16 protein-coding genes are annotated in these 16,197 nt (G+C 59.5%); 12 read left to right on the plus strand and 4 right to left on the minus strand.

Annotated elements, in window-relative coordinates; translation table 11 throughout:
- Positions 1 to 118 precede the first annotated feature (118 nt).
- Positions 119 to 832: an SIMPL domain-containing protein gene (locus tag GH769_RS01005; protein WP_014716903.1), complete on the minus strand. Its 714-nt coding sequence runs from the start codon at positions 830 to 832 to the stop codon at positions 119 to 121.
- Positions 833 to 1,037: 205 nt separating this feature from the next.
- Between GH769_RS01005 and GH769_RS01010 the strand changes: the two genes are divergently transcribed.
- From GH769_RS01010 to GH769_RS01020, 3 genes are all read left to right on the plus strand, one after another.
- Entirely contained in the window at positions 1,038 to 2,300 is a 1,263-nt protein-coding gene (locus tag GH769_RS01010) for an ATP-binding protein (RefSeq protein WP_003188495.1), read from the plus strand.
- A complete protein-coding gene (locus GH769_RS01015; RefSeq protein WP_003171731.1) occupies positions 2,293 to 2,853 on the plus strand; it encodes a response regulator transcription factor in 561 nt (186 codons plus the stop codon). Before GH769_RS01010 ends, GH769_RS01015 begins: the two co-directional genes overlap by 8 nt.
- A 99-nt stretch (positions 2,854 to 2,952) precedes the next feature.
- Positions 2,953 to 4,677, plus strand: a complete 1,725-nt coding sequence (locus GH769_RS01020; RefSeq protein WP_020301275.1) for an ABC transporter ATP-binding protein/permease — start codon at positions 2,953 to 2,955, stop codon at positions 4,675 to 4,677.
- Positions 4,678 to 4,872: 195 nt separating this feature from the next.
- On the opposite strand, the gene GH769_RS01025 is transcribed toward GH769_RS01020, so the two are convergent.
- Positions 4,873 to 5,310 carry a YhcB family protein gene (locus tag GH769_RS01025; protein WP_003171734.1) on the minus strand — a complete coding sequence of 146 codons (438 nt, stop codon included), beginning with the start codon at positions 5,308 to 5,310 and terminating at the stop codon, positions 4,873 to 4,875.
- 146 nt (positions 5,311 to 5,456) lie between these two features.
- On the opposite strand from GH769_RS01025, the gene GH769_RS01030 reads away from it, so the two are divergent.
- From GH769_RS01030 to zapE, 3 genes are all read left to right on the plus strand, one after another.
- Positions 5,457 to 6,086: an alpha/beta hydrolase gene (locus GH769_RS01030; protein WP_032903380.1), complete on the plus strand. Its 630-nt coding sequence runs from the start codon at positions 5,457 to 5,459 to the stop codon at positions 6,084 to 6,086.
- A gap of 16 nt (positions 6,087 to 6,102) precedes the next feature.
- On the plus strand, positions 6,103 to 7,458 hold the full coding sequence (locus GH769_RS01035) for a tryptophan--tRNA ligase (RefSeq protein ID WP_032903378.1): 1,356 nt from the start codon (positions 6,103 to 6,105) through the stop codon (positions 7,456 to 7,458).
- Between the two features lie 79 nt (positions 7,459 to 7,537).
- The gene (gene zapE, locus GH769_RS01040; RefSeq protein WP_014716907.1) at positions 7,538 to 8,632 is read left to right on the plus strand and encodes a cell division protein ZapE; all 1,095 of its coding nucleotides are present in this window, start codon (positions 7,538 to 7,540) and stop codon (positions 8,630 to 8,632) included.
- 138 nt (positions 8,633 to 8,770) lie between these two features.
- Here zapE and GH769_RS01045 read toward each other — a convergent pair whose 3' ends face one another.
- Positions 8,771 to 9,691 carry a GlxA family transcriptional regulator gene (locus tag GH769_RS01045; protein ID WP_169918830.1) on the minus strand — a complete coding sequence of 307 codons (921 nt, stop codon included), beginning with the start codon at positions 9,689 to 9,691 and terminating at the stop codon, positions 8,771 to 8,773.
- 220 nt (positions 9,692 to 9,911) lie between these two features.
- Between GH769_RS01045 and GH769_RS01050 the strand changes: the two genes are divergently transcribed.
- The gene (locus tag GH769_RS01050; protein WP_019816964.1) at positions 9,912 to 11,048 is read left to right on the plus strand and encodes an acyl-CoA dehydrogenase family protein; all 1,137 of its coding nucleotides are present in this window, start codon (positions 9,912 to 9,914) and stop codon (positions 11,046 to 11,048) included.
- Between the two features lie 144 nt (positions 11,049 to 11,192).
- Here the strand turns inward: GH769_RS01050 and GH769_RS01055 are convergent, their stop codons facing one another.
- Positions 11,193 to 12,233 (minus strand): NADP(H)-dependent aldo-keto reductase, encoded by a 1,041-nt coding sequence (locus tag GH769_RS01055; RefSeq protein ID WP_014716910.1) that lies wholly within the window; start codon positions 12,231 to 12,233, stop codon positions 11,193 to 11,195.
- Between the two features lie 250 nt (positions 12,234 to 12,483).
- On the opposite strand from GH769_RS01055, the gene rplM reads away from it, so the two are divergent.
- The 5 genes from rplM (at position 12,484) to GH769_RS01080 (ending at position 16,169) form a co-directional block, all read left to right on the plus strand.
- Complete coding sequence (gene rplM, locus GH769_RS01060) at positions 12,484 to 12,912, plus strand: 50S ribosomal protein L13 (RefSeq protein WP_003188508.1); 429 nt, start codon at positions 12,484 to 12,486, stop codon at positions 12,910 to 12,912.
- A 14-nt stretch (positions 12,913 to 12,926) separates the two neighbouring features.
- A complete protein-coding gene (gene rpsI, locus GH769_RS01065) occupies positions 12,927 to 13,319 on the plus strand; it encodes a 30S ribosomal protein S9 (RefSeq protein ID WP_002555064.1) in 393 nt (130 codons plus the stop codon).
- A 266-nt stretch (positions 13,320 to 13,585) separates the two neighbouring features.
- Positions 13,586 to 14,179, plus strand: a complete 594-nt coding sequence (petA, locus tag GH769_RS01070) for a ubiquinol-cytochrome c reductase iron-sulfur subunit (RefSeq protein ID WP_003188524.1) — start codon at positions 13,586 to 13,588, stop codon at positions 14,177 to 14,179.
- On the plus strand, positions 14,179 to 15,390 hold the full coding sequence (locus GH769_RS01075) for a cytochrome bc complex cytochrome b subunit (RefSeq protein WP_003188526.1): 1,212 nt from the start codon (positions 14,179 to 14,181) through the stop codon (positions 15,388 to 15,390). The genes petA and GH769_RS01075 overlap by 1 nt, the downstream gene beginning before the upstream one ends.
- A complete protein-coding gene (locus GH769_RS01080; protein WP_014716911.1) occupies positions 15,390 to 16,169 on the plus strand; it encodes a cytochrome c1 in 780 nt (259 codons plus the stop codon). The genes GH769_RS01075 and GH769_RS01080 overlap by 1 nt, the downstream gene beginning before the upstream one ends.
- Positions 16,170 to 16,197 lie beyond the last annotated feature (28 nt).

Genomic DNA, 16,197 nt, shown 5'->3' on the forward strand with positions numbered 1-16,197 from the left:
ATGAGTCGTGAAAACCGGACACTTGATTCCTACGAGATGTGCTGCCGTATATGACGGCGCGCGTGCGCGCAAAAAAAGCGCAATCCCGTGGGGCTGCGCCTTTGTTCTGTCTAAAAAGTTACTGTAAAACTTCGATCACACCATCGGCACTCATGCTGACCTGGCTGGTACCTGCTTCCACTTCCGGCGTCGGTGCTGAATCGGCCATCGCGGCTTTCATCATCATGCCGCCATTGCGGGCGTAGGGCATCGGGTAGCCATTGGTGTTGAAGTTCAGGTTGACGATCTTGTAGCCCTTGCCACCGAGTGCATCGGTCGCCAATTGTGCGCGCGCCTTGAATGCAGCCACGGCGTCTTTGAGCAGCGCATCTTCGCTGGCCTTGCGCGTGGCATCGGCGATGGCGAAGTCCATGCTGTCCATTTTCAACGTGTTCAACAGCTCGCCGGTGAGCTTGGACAGCGCCGGGAAGTCCGCGCTTTCCAGGCGCAGCTCGGCGCGTTCACGCCAGCCGGTGATCTTCTGGTTCTTGCTGTCGTAGATCGGGTAGCTGTTGCGGCTGCCCTGGCGCAAGGTCACGCCTTTGACTTCGCGCGCCTGGCCCAGGGCCTGGTTCAGGGTGGTGGTGATTTCGGCCGCGAGCTTGGCCGGGTCGGCGTTTTGCGATTCGGTGTAAAGGGTGACGATCATCTTGTCGCGGGCCACTTCCTGGCTGGCTTCGGCGCGCAGGGAGATCTGGTTGTAATGCAATGCATCGGCGGCCATGGCCGGCAGGCTGGCCAGGGCGCTGGCGCTGAGGGTAATGATGGCTGCACTGCGAATGAAACGAGACATGGAAGCTCCTTGAGATAGTCGTGCTCGGTATGACTGTAGACGTTGGCACTGGGTTCTTCGGGTTTACACATTACCTACAAGTTATGCCGGCGCCGACGAACGGTCATTTACCCGGCCTGCGTCAAAGAGCCACACACGCCGTGCCAGCAGGTCTGCTTCGTTTATACTCGTGCCGATCCGCCTGCAGCGCTCAACGGGAGAGCTCATGCTCGCCGCCGTAAAACTGACTTCCGCCACTCGCCAGAACCTTTGGCGCCTGACGTTCATTCGCACCCTGGTATTGGCCGCACAGGCTGGTTCCGTCGGGCTTGCCTATTGGTTCGACCTGCTGCCGCTGCCCTGGCTGCAACTGGCCGTGACCCTGGGTTTTTCCACCGTATTGTGTGTGTTCACCGCCATTCGATTGCGTACCACTTGGCCGGTGACCGAGTTGGAATATGCTCTGCAACTGGCCTGTGACCTGTTTATCCACAGCGTGTTGCTGTACTTCTCCGGTGGATCCACCAACCCCTTCGTCTCCTACTACCTGGTGCCTTTGACCATCGCTGCCGTCACCCTGCCGTGGCGCTATTCGGTGGTGCTGTCGGGGATTGCGCTGACGCTGTACACCCTGCTGTTGGCGCAGTTCTACCCCTTGCAGACGTTCCCCATCGCCCGGGAAAACCTGCAGATCTACGGAATGTGGTTGAGCTTCGCCCTGTCTGCGGCAGTCATCACCTTCTTTGCCGCGCGCATGGCCGAAGAACTGCGCCGCCAGGAAGAACTGCGCGCCATTCGCCGTGAAGAAGGCCTGCGTGACCAGCAGTTGCTGGCTGTCGCCACCCAGGCCGCAGGCGCTGCCCATGAGTTGGGCACGCCGCTGGCGACCATGAGCGTGCTGCTCAAGGAAATGACCCAGGACCATCACGACCCGGCCCTGCAGGACGATTTGAGCGTGCTGCAGGAACAGGTCAAGCAGTGCAAGCTGACGTTGCAGCAACTGGTGCGCGCCGCCGAAGCCAATCGCCGTCTGGCGGTCGAAATGCAGGACGTCACCCAGTGGCTCGATGAGGCGCTCAACCGCTGGCACCTGATGCGTCCCGAAGCCAGTTACCGTTTCAACCTGCTGGGCCAAGGCAGCGTGCCGCGCATGGCGCCACCGCCGGACCTGACCCAGGCGCTGCTCAACTTGCTGAACAATGCAGCCGACGCTTGCCCTGAAGGCCTCGGCGTGCAGTTGGACTGGGACGCGGAAAACGTCACCATCAGCATTCGTGACCACGGCGCGGGCGTGCCGTTGGCCATTGCCGAGCAGATCGGCAAACCCTTCTTTACCACCAAGGGCAAAGGCTTCGGCCTGGGCCTGTTTTTGAGCAAGGCCAGCGTGACCCGCGCGGGCGGCTCAGTGAAGCTCTATAGTCATGAGGAAGGTGGCACGCTCACCGAGCTGCGCCTGCCCCGTGTCGCACGAGGAGATATCGATGAGTGACGAGATCCAAGTCGAAGGCGAAGAACTGCCGCACCTGTTGCTGGTAGATGACGACGCGACCTTTACCCGCGTGATGGCACGCGCCATGAGCCGGCGCGGTTTTCGTGTCAGCACTGCAGGCTCTGCCGAAGAGGGCCTGACCATCGCCCAGGCCGACCTGCCGGACTACGCCGCCCTCGACCTGAAAATGGACGGCGACTCGGGCCTGGTACTGCTGCCCAAGCTGCTGGAACTCGACCCGGAAATGCGCGTGGTGATCCTCACCGGTTACTCCAGCATTGCCACCGCCGTCGAGGCGATCAAGCGCGGCGCTTGCAATTACCTGTGCAAACCCGCGGATGCCGACGACGTGCTGGCCGCCTTGCTGTCCGAGCATGCCGACCTCGACACCCTGGTGCCGGAAAACCCGATGTCGGTGGACCGCCTGCAGTGGGAACACATCCAGCGCGTGCTGACCGAGCACGAAGGCAATATCTCCGCCACCGCCCGCGCTTTGGGCATGCATCGGCGTACCTTGCAGCGCAAGTTGCAGAAGCGCCCGGTACGACGCTGAACGGCGACTGAACAACTCGCTTCAGGCTGCACGGACGCACGAACCGATCCCCTATGATCGGTTCAAACGCCTGTGACTTTTTCCTACCGAGCCTGAACGATGAATCAGAATGCTGAATATCGCGCGGTCAACGACGCGGTGCGTGGGCAATTCTTCCGCCGAACCTGGGCGATGATCACACCCTATTGGCGCAGTGAAGAGAAGGGCAGGGCCTGGCTGCTGCTGGCCGCAGTGATTGGCCTGTCGCTGTTCAGCGTGGCGATCTCCGTGTGGATCAACCACTGGTACAAAGACTTCTACAACGCCCTGGAGAAGAAGGACACCGCGGCCTTCTGGCAGTTGATCGGCTATTTCGGCGGGATCGCGGCGGTGGCGATACTCGGCGCGGTGTACCGCCTTTACCTGACCCAGATGCTGACTATCCGCTGGCGCGCCTGGCTCACCGAAAAACACTTCAGCCGTTGGCTGGCCCACAAGAATTACTACCAGCTGGAGCAGGGCGGCTACACCGATAACCCGGACCAGCGGATTTCCGAAGACCTCAACAACTTTACGTCCGGCACCTTGAGCCTGGGCCTTGGGTTGCTGCGTAACGTGGTCAGCCTGGTGTCATTCTCGATCATCCTGTGGGGTGTCTCGGGCAGCATCGAAGTGTTCGGCATCACCATTCCCGGCTACATGTTCTGGTGTGCGTTGCTGTACGCCGCCGTGGGCAGTTGGCTGACGCACCTGATCGGCCGGCGCTTGATTGGCCTGAGCAACCAGCAACAACGCTTTGAAGCGGACCTGCGTTTTTCCATGGTGCGGGTGCGTGAGAATGCCGAAAGTATCGCCCTGTACAACGGCGAGCCGAATGAAAGGCAGCGCCTGAGCACCCGCTTCGGCAAAGTCTGGCAGAACTTCTGGGACATCATGAAAGTGTCCAAGCGCCTGACCTTTTTCACCGCCGGCTACAGCCAGATCGCAATCATCTTCCCCTTTATCGTCGCCGCGCCGCGCTATTTCACCGGCAAGATCGAGCTGGGCGAGCTGATGCAAATCAACTCGGCGTTCGGCAACGTGCAAGAGAACTTCAGCTGGTTTATCAACGCCTATTCGGAGCTGGCAACCTGGCGCGCCACCAGCGACCGTCTGCTGAGTTTCCAGCAGGCCATGAGCGACAACGAGCAATGCACGCCGGCGATCGACGTGCGCCCTGAAGGCGAGCGCCTGGTGATCAAGGACCTGGGCATGGACCTGGCCGACGGCCGTCACCTGCTCACTGATGCCGACATGACCGTGGAGCCTGGCGAGCGCGTCATGCTCAGCGGGCGTTCCGGCAGCGGCAAGAGCACTTTGCTGCGGGCGATGGGGCATCTGTGGCCCGCCGGTCATGGCAGCATTCGCTTACCGGCGACGCGCTATCTGTTCCTGCCACAGAAGCCTTACTTGCCGATTGGTACGCTCAAGGCCGTGTTGAGTTATCCACAGGACGACAGCGTCTATCCGGCAGAACGTTATGCCCAGGTCCTGGAGACTTGCCGCCTGCCGCACATGGTCAATCGCCTGGATGAAGCCAACCACTGGCAACGCATGCTCTCGCCGGGTGAGCAACAGCGCCTGGCCTTTGCCCGTGCGCTGTTGTTTGCACCGCGATGGCTGTACATGGATGAGGCAACCTCGGCCATGGATGAAGAAGACGAAGCAACCTTGTACCAGGCGTTGATCGATGAGTTGCCGGGGTTGAGCATCGTCAGCGTCGGCCACCGCAGCAGCCTCAAGCGTTTCCATGGGCGGCATGTGCGCATCGACGGTGGGCGGTTGCAGGAACAACAACCGACCTGAACGCGTGCGCGCTCGATGTGGGAGCCGGGCTTGCCCGCGATGGCGGAGTGTCTGAGGCAGGTGTGTCAACGGGCACGCCGCTATCGCAGGCAATCCAGCTCCCACAGGAGGCGGTGTTGTCTGATGATTCAGGCACCTAATAAAAAGCCCGGCTGATCATCGATCAGCCGGGCTTTTTTATTGCCCGAAGATGACTTACTTCTTCAAGCCGTAATGCTCATCCAACATGCCTGGAGCGTTCGGCGTCTTTGGCGCGTAGTCCCGTGGTGGCTCCTGGTTTTCCCGAGGCGGGGTCAGGCGTTCCCGTGGGGTTTGCGGTGCATCGGAATGCAGCGCGGCCAGCAGGCGCTGGCGGGTGATGTCGTCGAGGGCCAGGCGGTTAGCGCCATCGGCGAGGTGATCCTGTACTTCCTGGTAGCTCTGGGTGAGCTTCTTGACCAGGGTCGCGGTGCTGTTGAAGTGGGTAACAACCTCGTTCTGATAACTGTCAAAACGTTCCTGAATGTCATCCAGCTGACGCTGCGTGCGGTTAGGCGCGGCATTCGGCAGCAGGCGGGCAACCAGGAAACCAATGGCGACACCGGCAACCAGGGCAAGAGTCGGCAACAACCAAACTAAGAGCGAGTGTTCCACGAGTCCTTCCTCTATAAACGGCTTTGCTTTACGTTAACGGCTCAAACCTGCGCTGTATACCGCGATTAAGCTCGCAATGATGCCATGCACAGACTTTTAGCTAGACGAGTCGACCCCTTGAGAGGTCACGGAGTTCATCCTTGCTCATGCGTGAAACCCCCGTTTTGATCGATGGCCCGGCGGGCCAATTGGAAGCCCTGTACCTGGATCACCCCGAACCACGTGGCCTGGCGCTGGTTTGCCACCCTAACCCGGTGCAGGGTGGCACCATGCTCAATAAAGTCGTCTCGACCCTGCAACGCACTGCCCGCGATGCGGGTTTGATTACTTTGCGTTTCAATTACCGTGGTGTGGGTGCCAGTGCCGGTACTCACGATATGGCCACCGGTGAGGTCGACGATGCTGAAGCGGCCGCCACCTGGCTGCGGGAAAAGCACCCGGACCTGCCAATCACCTTGCTCGGTTTTTCTTTCGGTGGATATGTGGCCGCCAGCCTCGGCGGCCGCCTGGAAGCCAAAGGTGAAAAGCTCGCACACCTGTTCATGATCGCCGCTGCGGTGATGCGCCTGCGCGATACCGACGCGTTACCGCTGGGCTGCCCGTTGACCCTGATCCAACCGGAAAGCGACGAAGTGGTTGACCCGCAGCTGGTGTACGACTGGTCCGCCGCCCTCAAACGCCCCCATGAGTTGCTGAAAGTGGCAGAATGCGGACACTTTTTTCACGGCAAGCTGACCGATCTCAAGGATCTGGTGCTGCCACGCCTTTCGAATTGATGACAAGCGATCACCCATGACGACCCGTACCCGTATCCTCACCGGCATCACCACCACCGGCACGCCGCACCTGGGCAACTACGCCGGTGCGATTCGCCCGGCGATCCTCGCCAGCGAAGACGCGAATGCCGATTCCTTCTATTTCCTGGCCGACTACCACGCCCTGATCAAATGCGATGACCCGCAGCGCATCCAGCGCTCGCGTATGGAAATCGCCGCGACCTGGCTGGCCGGTGGCCTGGATGTGAACCGGGTGACCTTCTACCGCCAGTCGGACATCCCGGAAATTCCCGAGCTGACCTGGCTGCTGACCTGCGTTGCCGCCAAGGGCCTGCTCAACCGCGCCCATGCCTACAAGGCCTCGGTGGACAAGAACGTGGAGAACGGCGAAGACCCGGATGCGGGCATCAGCATGGGCCTGTACAGCTACCCGGTGCTGATGGCCGCGGACATCCTGATGTTCAACGCGCACAAGGTGCCGGTGGGCCGCGATCAGATCCAGCACGTGGAAATGGCCCGCGACATCGGCCAGCGTTTCAACCACCTGTTCGGCAACGGTAAAGAATTCTTCACCATGCCCGAGGCGCTGATCGAAGAAAGCGTGGCCACCTTGCCGGGCCTGGATGGCCGCAAGATGTCCAAGAGCTACGACAACACCATCCCGTTGTTCACCAGCGCCAAGGACATGAAGGACGCGATCTCGCGGATCGTCACCGACTCCCGCGCGCCAGGCGAACCCAAGGATCCGGACAATTCGCACCTGTTCACCCTTTACCAGGCGTTCGCGACCAAGGCCCAGGAAGCCGAATTCCGTGGTCAGTTGCTAGAAGGCCTGGGCTGGGGCGAGGCAAAGAACCGTCTGTTCCAACTGCTCGACGGCCAGCTCGGCGAAGCGCGCGAGCGTTACCACCAACTGATGTCGCGCCCATCGGACATGGAAGACCTGCTGCAGGTCGGCGCGAAAAAAGCCCGTGCCGTGGCGGCACCGTTTCTGGCCGAGCTGCGTGAAGCGGTGGGCCTGCGTTCGTTCGTCAACCAGGCGGCGGCGCCGGTCGCCACCAAGAAAAAAGCAGCGAAGGCTGCGCGGTTTGTGAGCTTCCGTGAAACTGACGGCAGCTTCCGCTTCCGCCTGCTGGCCGCTGATGGCGAGCAACTGCTGCTGTCGCGCAACTTTGCCGATGGCAAAGCAGCCGGCGCGGTGACCAAGCAACTGCAAAGTGGTGATGCGCTGGACGTGCGCGCCGAGGCCCTGGGCTTCAGCGTATGGCTGGACGGCGCCGCAGTCGCTGACAGCGCCGAGTACGCCGATCAACCATCGCGTGACGCGGCCATCGAAGCCTTGCGCGCTGCGTTGACCCCAATCGAGGATTAACCCGACCAAGGGTTGATTGCCATTATCCAGGGCCGTCGTTACAGTGTCGGCCCGTTTTTGTTGCCTTGCTAACGAAATTATGACGCCCCTAGAACGATATCAAGCTGATCTGAAACGCCCCGAGTTCTTCCACGACGCGGCCCAGGAAAATGCCGTGCGTCATTTGCAGCGCCTGTACGAGGACCTCGTGGCCGCGTCGCAAAGCAAGCCAGGGATGTTCAGCAAGCTGTTTGGCAAGAAAGACCACACGCCGGTCAAGGGCCTGTATTTCTGGGGCGGCGTGGGTCGGGGCAAGACTTACCTGGTAGACACCTTCTTTGAAGCGCTGCCGTTCAAGGAAAAGGTGCGTACGCACTTCCACCGCTTCATGAAGCGCGTGCACGAAGAGATGAAGACCCTGCCGGGCGAGAAAAACCCGCTGACCATCATCGCCAAGCGTTTCGCCCAAGAGGCCCGGGTGATCTGCTTCGATGAATTCTTCGTCTCCGACATCACCGACGCCATGATCCTTGGCACCCTGATGGAAGAACTGTTCAAGAACGGTGTGACCCTGGTGGCCACGTCGAACATCGTGCCCGATGGCCTGTACAAGGACGGCCTGCAACGTGCACGCTTCCTGCCGGCCATTGCGCTGATCAAGCAGAACACCGATATCGTCAACGTCGACAGCGGCGTCGACTACCGCTTGCGTCATCTGGAGCAAGCCGAGCTGTTCCACTTCCCGCTCAACGAAGCAGCACACGAAAGCCTCAAGAAAAGCTTCCGTGCGCTGACGCCGGAGTGCACCCAGGCGGTGGAAAACGACAAGCTGATGATCGAGAACCGCGAAATCATCGCGCTGCGCACCTGCGATGACGTGGCCTGGTTCGAGTTCCGCCAACTGTGCGATGGGCCACGCAGCCAGAACGATTACATCGAGCTGGGCAAGATCTTTCACGCCGTGATCTTGAGTGGTGTGGAACAGATGGGCGTGACTACCGACGATATCGCCCGACGGTTCATCAACATGGTCGATGAGTTCTACGACCGTAACGTCAAGCTGATCATCTCGGCGGAAGTCGAACTCAAGGACCTCTATACCGGCGGCCGCTTGAACTTCGAATTCCAGCGCACCTTGAGTCGCCTGCTGGAAATGCAGTCCCACGAGTTCCTGTCGCGCGGCCACAAGCCTTAAGCAATCTCCAGCTCAATGGAGAGCTAATGTGGGAGCCGGGCTTGCCCGCGATGGGGGTGTATCAGCCAACTATAGGCTGGCTGATACACCGTCATCGCAGGCAAGCCAGCTCCCACAATGGTTTGTGTTGGTCTGAGCTCAGGCGGCTTGCTGGAATTGCTGCCTGTACTGGTTCGGCGACAACTCCGTGTGCTGCCTGAACAACCGCGCAAAGAAACTCGCATCGTCGTAACCCACCTCGTAGCTGATGGTCTTGATGCTCTTGCGGCTGCCCGAGAGCAAGCCCTTGGCCGTTTCGATGCGTAGGCGCTGCAGGTAATGCAGCGGCTTGTCACCGGTGGCGGTCTGGAATCGGCGCATGAAGTTGCGGATGCTCATGCCGTGTTCCCGGGCGACGTCTTCAAAGCGGAATTTGTCGGCAAAGTGCTCTTCAAGCCAATGCTGGATCTGCAGGATGATCACGTCCTGATGCAGCTTCTGCCCGCCAAACCCGATCCGCCCCGGTGAATAGTTGCGCTGCACTTCATAGAGAATGTCGCGGGCCACCGCCTGGGCGATGTTGGCGCCGCAGAAGCGTTCGATCAGGTAGATATAAAGGTCGCAGGCCGACGTGGTGCCGCCGGCGCAGTACAGGTTATCGGCATCCGTGAGGTGCTTGTCCTGGTTGAGTTGCACCTTGGGGAAGCGCTCGCTGAAGGCATTGAAGAAGCGCCAGTAGGTGGTCGCCTCCTTGCCATCGAGCAGCCCGGCTTCGGCCAGCCAGAACACCCCGGTGGCCTCGCCGCAGAGTACGGCGCCGCGGGCGTGCTGTTCGCGCAGCCACGGCAGCACTTGCGGGTAGCGGGAGCACAGGGCATCGAAGTCGTCCCAGAAGGCCGGCAGCACAATGATGTCGGCGTCTTCGAGGCCGCCGTCCACTGGCATGATCACATCGCTGAAGCTGCGCACGGACTGGCCGTCGGGGCTGACCAGGCGCGTTTCGAACCCTGGGGTCAGGCCCAGCCCTTGCTGTTTGCCATGGCGCAGGCTGGCGAGATGGAAGAAATCCTTGGCTTGCATGAGGGTTGAAGCGAATACCCGATCAATGGCCAAAATGCTGACGCGCCGCAACGGCGTGGAGATTTGGTTAGACATAATTTCATTTATTCTTATAGGGGAAAGTGGTCACCAGACGGCTGGATCGTCTTATTTTTTGTCGCATGTGTCCAGTGTCCCGTGACGCCTTCGGGGCATAGGCTCTGTGGGCTCGTCCTTGTCCGACAATCCACGCAGGTGACCCATGATCCCCAGAACCTTGTTCAGCTCGGAGCACGAACTCTTCCGTGAGAGCGTACGCACTTTCCTCGAAAAGCATGCCGTGCCCTTCCATGGGCAATGGGAAAAGCAGGGCTATATCGACCGTAACTTGTGGAACCAGGCGGGGGAGGCGGGCATGTTGTGTTCCCACCTGCCAGAGGAGTATGGCGGGCTGGGCGCGGACTTTCTCTATAGCGCGGTGGTGATCGAAGAAGTCAGCCGCCTGGGTTTGACCGGCATCGGTTTTTCCCTGCATTCGGATATCGTCGCGCCCTACATCCTGCATTACGGCAGTGAAGCGCTGAAGCACAAGTACCTGCCCCAGTTGATCTCCGGAGAGAGGGTCACAGCCATTGCCATGACCGAGCCGGGCGCCGGTTCCGACCTGCAAGGGGTCAAGACCAGCGCAGTGCTGGACGGTGACGAGTATGTGATCAACGGCTCCAAGACCTTTATCACCAACGGTTACCTGGCCGATCTGGTGATTGTCGTCGCCAAGACCGACCCCAAGGCTGGCGCCAAGGGTACCAGTCTGTTCCTGGTGGAAGCCGACACGCCGGGCTTCGACAAAGGTAAGCGCCTGGAGAAAGTTGGCATGAAGGCCCAGGACACCTCGGAGCTGTTCTTCCAGGATGTGCGCGTGCCCAAGGAAAATCTGCTGGGCCAGGCGGGCATGGGCTTTGCCTACCTGATGCAAGAGTTGCCGCAAGAACGCCTGACCGTGGCGATTGGCGCGCTGTCCTCAGCCGAAGCGGCGTTGCAGTGGACCCTGGACTACACCCGTGAGCGCAAGGCGTTCGGCAAGGCGATCGCCGACTTCCAGAACACCCGGTTCAAGCTGGCGGAGATGGCCACCGAGATTCAGATTGGCCGTGTGTTTGTCGACCAGTGCATGGCCTTGCATCTGGAAGGCAAGCTGGACGTGCCCACGGCGGCGATGGCCAAGTACTGGGCCACCGACCTGCAGTGCAAGGTGCTCGATGAGTGCGTGCAGTTGCATGGCGGCTACGGCTTCATGTGGGAATACCCGATTGCCCGGGCCTGGGCGGATGCGCGGGTGCAGCGCATTTATGCGGGGACCAATGAGATCATGAAGGAGATCATTGCGCGGGCACTTTGATTGTTAGGTGCTCTTGATTGATCGTTCCCACGCTCCGCGTGGGAACGCCTCATGTGACGCTCCGCGTCACGACTCTGAAAGCGGACGCAGAGCGTCCAAGGCGGCATTCCCACGCAGAGCGTGGGAACGATCAGTGCGGATCAATCAAGGTGCTGGGTTGGGATGATCCTTCTGAATCGCCTCAATCCCTTCCAACACTTCTTTCGATAATTTCATGTCGGCACTGGCGATGTTGCTGTCCAGTTGTTCCAGCGATGTGGCCCCAATAATATTGCTGGTCACAAACGGTTGCTGCGTCACAAACGCCAGCGCCATCTGCGCCGGGTCCAGGCCATGTTCCCGCGCAAGAGCCACATACCGGCTGCACGCCGCTTCCGATTGCGGGTTGAAGTAGCGGCTGAAGCGGCTGTACTCGGTCAGGCGCGCCTTGGCCGGGCGAGCGCCATTTTCGTACTTGCCACTGAGCATGCCGAACGCCAAAGGCGAATAGGCCAACAAGCCGCACTGTTCACGAATGGCAACCTCCGCCAGGCCCACTTCAAAACTGCGGTTGAGCAGGTTGTAGGGGTTCTGGATCGACACGGCGCGCGGCCAACCGCGGGCTTCGGCCAGGGCGAGGAATTTCATGGCGCCCCACGGCGTTTCGTTGGACAGGCCAATGTGGCGGATCTTGCCGGCCTTCACCTGTTCATCCAGGGCTTCGAGCGTTTCCTCCAGTGGCGTGAGGTCGTCTTCGTCCTTGTGCTTGTAGCTCAACTGGCCGAAGAAGTTGGTGCTGCGCTCCGGCCAATGCAGTTGGTAGAGGTCGATCCACTCGGTCTGCAGGCGCTTGAGGCTGGCGTCCAGGGCTGCGGCGATGTGCTTGCGGTTGTGGCGCAGGTGGCCATCGCGGATGTAGTCGATGGTGTTGCCGGGGCCGGCGATCTTGCTGGCGAGAATCCAGTCGGCGCGGTCGCCACGGCTTTTGAAGTAGTTGCCGATGTAGCGCTCGGTGGTGGCGTAGGTGTCGGCCTTGGGCGGCACCGGGTACATTTCTGCGGTGTCGAGGAAGTTGATCCCCGCGGCCTTGGCCCGTTCGATCTGCGCGAAGGCCTCTGCCTCGCTGTTCTGCTCGCCCCAGGTCATGGTGCCCAACGCGATCGCGCTGACATTCAGATCGGTGCGGCCCAGCTGTCGGTAATCCATCGGGTACTCCTTCGGGGGAAAACAATCATAAAAGCAGGTTGAATTTTTTTTCGCAATCTGCATAATTGCCCACCTCTTTCTGCAGTGGAAGTGATGCGCCGCCTGCCGAAGAATCTTGCCGTTGAACGGACGCGCCGACCCGAGCCCCCGATAGCGTCTGTATCCGGCTGCCTTTGACCTTGTCAAAGTACGCACTATTCAGTAAGATCCGCCGTCTAAATTTACAGGCGGCCCCTGAGGCTATTAAAGAATGACAACTTTTACTGCAAAACCGGAAACAGTTCAGCGCGACTGGTTTGTCGTCGACGCCGCTGGTCAGACCCTGGGTCGTCTGGCCACTGAAGTCGCCAGCCGTCTGCGTGGCAAGCACAAGCCTGAATACACCCCGCACGTTGATACCGGCGACTACATCGTCATCATCAACGCTGAGCAGGTTCGTGTAACCGGCAACAAAGCAAGCGACAAAATGTACTACCGTCACTCCGGTTTCCCAGGCGGTATCAAGTCTTCCAACTTCGAAGGCCTGATTGCCAAGAAGCCTGAAGCCCCGATCGAAATCGCGGTCAAAGGCATGCTGCCTAAGGGCCCACTGGGTCGCGATATGTTTCGCAAGCTGAAAGTCTATGCGGGCGCTGTACACCCTCATGCTGCTCAGCAGCCCCAAGAACTGAAGTTTTAACGGAATAGTTCATTATGTCGGCGACTCAAAATTACGGCACTGGCCGTCGCAAAACCGCAACCGCACGCGTTTTCCTGCGTCCGGGCACTGGTAACATCTCGATCAACAACCGCTCCCTGGACAACTTCTTCGGTCGCGAAACTGCCCGCATGGTAGTTCGTCAGCCGCTGGAATTGACCGAGACCGTTGAAAAGTTCGACATCTACGTCACCGTTATCGGTGGCGGTGTAAGTGGTCAAGCTGGCGCAATCCGCCACGGTATCACTCGCGCTCTGATGCAGTACGACGAAACCCTGCGTGGCGCTCTGCGCAAAGCTGGCTTCGTGACTCGCGATGCTCGTGAAGTTGAACGTAAGAAAGTCGGTCTGCGTAAAGCGCGTAAGCGTCCGCAGTACTCGAAGCGTTAATTCGCTTTACGTTCCACAAAAACGCCCAGCCTCCTCACGGAGCTGGGCGTTTTTTATTGCCTGCGATTTATGCACATTTTTCGCCGTGACAACTTGCCACATCCGTAGACCCCCTATACTACAAGGCCTGGAGGCGGAGCCCCGGGCAATTCCCTTGTCATACGTGGGGCTTTTCATTACCATCCGTCAAAATTTTTATAAGTAAAGATTCAACACTTAGTAGACGCCTGATTTAACAGGCCAAAAAGCTGATGGGAGAGGACTGAATGAGCAATGACGGCGTGAATGCAGGCCGGCGTCGCTTCTTGGTAGCAGCCACATCCGTGGTGGGTGCTGCAGGAGCGGTGGGGGCTGCGGTCCCGTTCGTGGGGTCATGGTTTCCCAGTGCCAAGGCGAAAGCCGCAGGTGCACCGGTGAAGGTGAATGTCAGCAAGATCGAGCCAGGCCAGCAGATGATTGCTGAGTGGCGCGGCCAGCCGGTTTTCATTGTTCGTCGTACCGAGGAAATCCTGGGGAATCTGAAGAAGATCGAAGGCCAGCTGTCTGACCCGACGTCCGAAAAGTCCGACCAGCCCGCCTACGCCAAGAACGAAGCGCGTTCGATCAAGCCAGAAATTCTGCTGCTGGTTGGTCTGTGTACCCACTTGGGTTGTTCACCTACCTTCCGCCCGGAAGTGGCGCCTGTCGACTTGGGCAAAGACTGGGTCGGCGGTTATTTCTGCCCGTGCCACGGTTCCCACTATGACCTCGCCGGCCGCGTCTACAAATCCCAGCCTGCGCCCCTGAACCTGCCGGTTCCTCCTCACAATTACGAATCTGACGACATCATTGTCATTGGCCTCGACAAGGAGAACGCGTGATGAGCAAGTTCATGGATTGGGTGGATGCGCGCTTCCCCGCCACTAAAATGTGGGAAGACCATCTCAGCAAATATTACGCGCCGAAAAACTTCAACTTCTTCTACTTCTTCGGCTCCCTGGCGCTGTTGGTGCTGGTCAACCAGATCGTCACTGGCGTGTGGTTGACGATGAGCTACACGCCGTCGGCGGAAGAGGCGTTTGCCTCTGTCGAATACATCATGCGTGATGTCGAGTACGGCTCGATCCTGCGCCTGTTGCACTCCACCGGTGCGTCGGCGTTCTTTATCGTCGTCTACCTGCACATGTTCCGCGGCCTGCTCTACGGCTCGTACCAGAAGCCCCGTGAGCTGGTGTGGGTCTTCGGCATGTTGATCTATCTGGCACTGATGGCCGAAGCCTTTATGGGCTACCTGCTACCTTGGGGCCAGATGTCGTACTGGGGCGCCCAGGTGATCATCTCGCTGTTCGGCGCAATCCCGGTGATCGGCAACGACCTGACCCAGTGGATTCGTGGTGACTACCTGATCTCCGGCATCACCTTGAACCGCTTCTTCGCCTTGCACGTGGTGGCCTTGCCGATCGTGATCCTGGGCCTGGTGGTCTTGCATATCCTGGCGCTGCACGAAGTGGGTTCCAACAACCCGGATGGCGTGGACATCAAGAAGCACAAGGACGAGAACGGCATCCCGCTGGATGGCATTCCGTTCCACCCGTACTACACCGTGAAAGACATTGTCGGCGTGGTCGTGTTCCTGTTTGTGTTCTGCTCGATCGTGTTCTTTTTCCCGGAGATGGGCGGTTATTTCCTGGAGAAGCCTAACTTCGAACAGGCCAACGCCTTCAAGACACCTGAGCACATTGCCCCGGTCTGGTACTTCACGCCGTTCTACGCGATCTTGCGCGCGATCCCCGACAAACTCATGGGCGTGATCGCCATGGGCGCGGCCATCGCGGTGCTGTTCGTGCTGCCGTGGCTCGACCGTAGCCCGGTCAAGTCAATGCGCTACAAAGGCTGGCTGAGCAAGATCTGGCTGTGGGTGTTCTGCATTTCGTTTGTGATCCTGGGTGTGTTGGGTGTATTGGCGCCCACCCCTGAGCGGACGTTGCTGTCGCAGGTCTGCACCTTCCTGTACTTCGCCTACTTTATTCTGATGCCGTTCTATACCCGGCTCGAGAAGACCAAACCGGTTCCGGAAAGGGTGACTGGCTGATGAAAAAATTACTCGTTGCATTCGTGCTTGCGGCACTGCCGCTACTGTCCTTCGCTGCCGAACATGGTGCGCAGCTGGAAAAAGTCGATATCGATGTGTCTGACAAAGCCGCCATGCAGGACGGGCTGCGTACATTCACCAACTACTGCATGGGGTGCCACAGCGCCAAGTTCCAACGGTACGAGCGCGTTGCCGATGACCTGGGCATTCCCCATGAAGTGATGCTCAGCCACGCGGTGTTCACGGGTGCCAAGATCGGCGACCACATGAACATCGGCATGCAACCGGCCGACGCCAAGACCTGGTTCGGCGCCGCACCGCCCGACCTTACCCTGGTGGCCCGTGTACGCGGTACCGACTGGCTCTACGGTTACCTCAAGTCCTTCTACGAAGACCCTGCACGCCCCTATGGCGTGAACAACAAAGTCTTCCCGAACGTCGGCATGCCGAACGTTCTGGTCGGCCTGCAGGGGCGCCAAGTGGTAGGATGCAAGCAGGTTCAGGTCGTTGAAGACGGCAAGAAGCAATATGATCCGTTGACCGGCACGCCGCTGACCCATGAAGCGTGCGATCAACTGACCATCGTGCCCAAGACCGGTACGCTGAACGAAGAGCAGTTCGACGAGAAGGTCAAGAACCTGGTGACCTTCCTGGCCTACTCGGCCAACCCGGTCAAACTGCAGCATCAGCGCATCGGTACCTACGTCTTGCTGTACCTGGCTTTCTTCTTCGTATTCGCTTATTTGCTCAAGCGTGAATACTGGAAGGATGTGCATTGATCCAACCGTAAGCAATTGCTGTTAATCT

The organism is Pseudomonas sp. CFSAN084952 (assembly GCF_009648855.1).
GTDB classification, from domain to species: domain Bacteria; phylum Pseudomonadota; class Gammaproteobacteria; order Pseudomonadales; family Pseudomonadaceae; genus Aquipseudomonas; species Aquipseudomonas paracarnis.

Bases quoted from the DNA above. Each gene is read 5' to 3' on its own strand.
- GH769_RS01035 (WP_032903378.1), top strand. From the start codon at position 6,103: ATGACGACCCGTACCCGTATCCTCACCGGCATCACCACCACCGGCACG.
- GH769_RS01050 (WP_019816964.1), top strand. From the start codon at position 9,912: ATGATCCCCAGAACCTTGTTCAGCTCGGAGCACGAACTCTTCCGTGAG.
- GH769_RS01010 (WP_003188495.1), top strand. From the start codon at position 1,038: ATGCTCGCCGCCGTAAAACTGACTTCCGCCACTCGCCAGAACCTTTGG.
- GH769_RS01075 (WP_003188526.1), top strand. From the start codon at position 14,179: ATGAGCAAGTTCATGGATTGGGTGGATGCGCGCTTCCCCGCCACTAAA.
- GH769_RS01005 (WP_014716903.1), bottom strand. From the start codon at position 832: ATGTCTCGTTTCATTCGCAGTGCAGCCATCATTACCCTCAGCGCCAGC.
- GH769_RS01015 (WP_003171731.1), top strand. From the start codon at position 2,293: ATGAGTGACGAGATCCAAGTCGAAGGCGAAGAACTGCCGCACCTGTTG.
- zapE (WP_014716907.1), top strand. From the start codon at position 7,538: ATGACGCCCCTAGAACGATATCAAGCTGATCTGAAACGCCCCGAGTTC.
- petA (WP_003188524.1), top strand. From the start codon at position 13,586: ATGAGCAATGACGGCGTGAATGCAGGCCGGCGTCGCTTCTTGGTAGCA.
- GH769_RS01055 (WP_014716910.1), bottom strand. From the start codon at position 12,233: ATGGATTACCGACAGCTGGGCCGCACCGATCTGAATGTCAGCGCGATC.
- GH769_RS01080 (WP_014716911.1), top strand. From the start codon at position 15,390: ATGAAAAAATTACTCGTTGCATTCGTGCTTGCGGCACTGCCGCTACTG.
- rplM (WP_003188508.1), top strand. From the start codon at position 12,484: ATGACAACTTTTACTGCAAAACCGGAAACAGTTCAGCGCGACTGGTTT.
- GH769_RS01030 (WP_032903380.1), top strand. From the start codon at position 5,457: ATGCGTGAAACCCCCGTTTTGATCGATGGCCCGGCGGGCCAATTGGAA.
- GH769_RS01045 (WP_169918830.1), bottom strand. From the start codon at position 9,691: ATGCAAGCCAAGGATTTCTTCCATCTCGCCAGCCTGCGCCATGGCAAA.
- GH769_RS01020 (WP_020301275.1), top strand. From the start codon at position 2,953: ATGAATCAGAATGCTGAATATCGCGCGGTCAACGACGCGGTGCGTGGG.
- rpsI (WP_002555064.1), top strand. From the start codon at position 12,927: ATGTCGGCGACTCAAAATTACGGCACTGGCCGTCGCAAAACCGCAACC.